The sequence below is a fragment of the Pseudomonas sp. CM25 genome, from assembly GCF_013179705.1.
In the GTDB taxonomy this organism is placed as follows: Bacteria; Pseudomonadota; Gammaproteobacteria; order Pseudomonadales; family Pseudomonadaceae; genus Aquipseudomonas.
Map to the genome: position 1 here is coordinate 1 of NZ_JABMCW010000629.1, position 1,447 is coordinate 1,447.

The following is a 1,447-nucleotide window of genomic DNA, read 5'->3' on the forward strand; positions in this document are numbered from 1 at the left end:
GCTCCAGGTTCTCGAACGCTGCACCGGTGGCATCGACAGCCGACTTGATGCCCAGGCTGATTTCGCCGGCATCCTGGTAAACGTCGTCACCCTGGGCTTCGTGAGCGTACGGCTCGCTCGAAGTCTGGCCAGCCTTGATGGTCACAACCGCGTTGTTGCTGAGGGTCACGGTCAGGTCATGCGCCAGCACCGTGTTGATGTGCACGGTGAAGGTCGGTTTGACGTTTTCAGCGACAGACACCTGGTCTGCAGTGATGGTGACCTTGACGATGTCGCCTTCGTTGCCTGGGGTACCTGGCTCGTCGGTAACGGTGGTGCTGACCTCGGTCTTGTCCAGGGTCAGGTTCTCGAACTTCCACGCATCCGCGCCGCTGACCGCTTCGATGGCGTTGACCACCGGTTCATTAGCGCCCACATACACGTTGTCTGGAGCAGTAACGGTGATTGAGCCGGTAGTGCTGTTGGCCGGCACGACAACCGTGGTGCCATCAGTCAGCTTGAAGAACAGCTCCGAATGGTTGTTGATCGGCAGACCATCTTTGTTGGTCAGCGTGATGGTGTAGGTGATCTCGCCGCCTTCGGTGACCGAAGCCGTAGCAGTCAGCTTGGCCACCACCTCGTCGGTGGTATCAGTCACCTGAACCGAAGCGTCACCGCCCAGCTCCAGGTTCTCGAACGCTGCACCGGTGGCATCGACAGCCGATTTGATGCCCAGGCTGATTTCGCCGGCATCCTGGTAAACGTCGTCACCCTGGGCTTCGTGAGCGTATGGCTCGCTCGAAGTCTGACCAGCCTTGATGGTCACGACCGCGTTGTTGCTCAGGGTCACGGTCAGGTCATGCGCCAGCACCGTGTTGATGTGCACGGTGAAGGTCGGTTTGACGTTTTCAGCGACAGACACCTGGTCTGCAGTGATGGTGACCTTGACGATGTCGCCTTCGTTGCCTGGGGTACCTGGCTCGTCGGTAACGGTGGTGCTGACCTCGGTCTTGTCCAGGGTCAGGTTCTCGAACTTCCAGGCATCTGCGCCGCTGACCGCTTCGATGGCATTGACCACCGGCTCGTTAGCGCCAACGTAGACGTTGTCCGGTGCGACTGCAGTTGCCGAACCTGTGGTGCTGTTGGCCGGTACAACAACCGTGGTGCCATCAGTCAGCTTGAAGAACAGCTCCGAATGGTTGTTGATCGGCAGACCATCTTTGTTGGTCAGCGTGATGGTGTAGGTGATCTCGCCGCCTTCGGTCACCGAGGCGGTAGCGGTCAACTTGGCGACAACTTCGTCGATGGTGTCAGTAACTTTTACCGAGGCAGGGTTGCCCAGCTCCAGGTTCTCGAACGCTGCACCGGTGGCATCGACAGCCGACTTGATGCCCAGGCTGATTTCGCCGGCATCCTGGTAAACGTCGTCACCCTGGGCTTCGTGAGCGTACGGCTCGCTCGAAGTCTG

General features: G+C 59.3%; 1 protein-coding gene. It reads right to left on the bottom strand.

Translation table 11 applies throughout. The features are described from left to right. The coding region (locus HP546_RS30170; RefSeq protein WP_372242487.1) for an immunoglobulin-like domain-containing protein at positions 1-1,447 on the bottom strand (1,447 nt) is incomplete at both ends.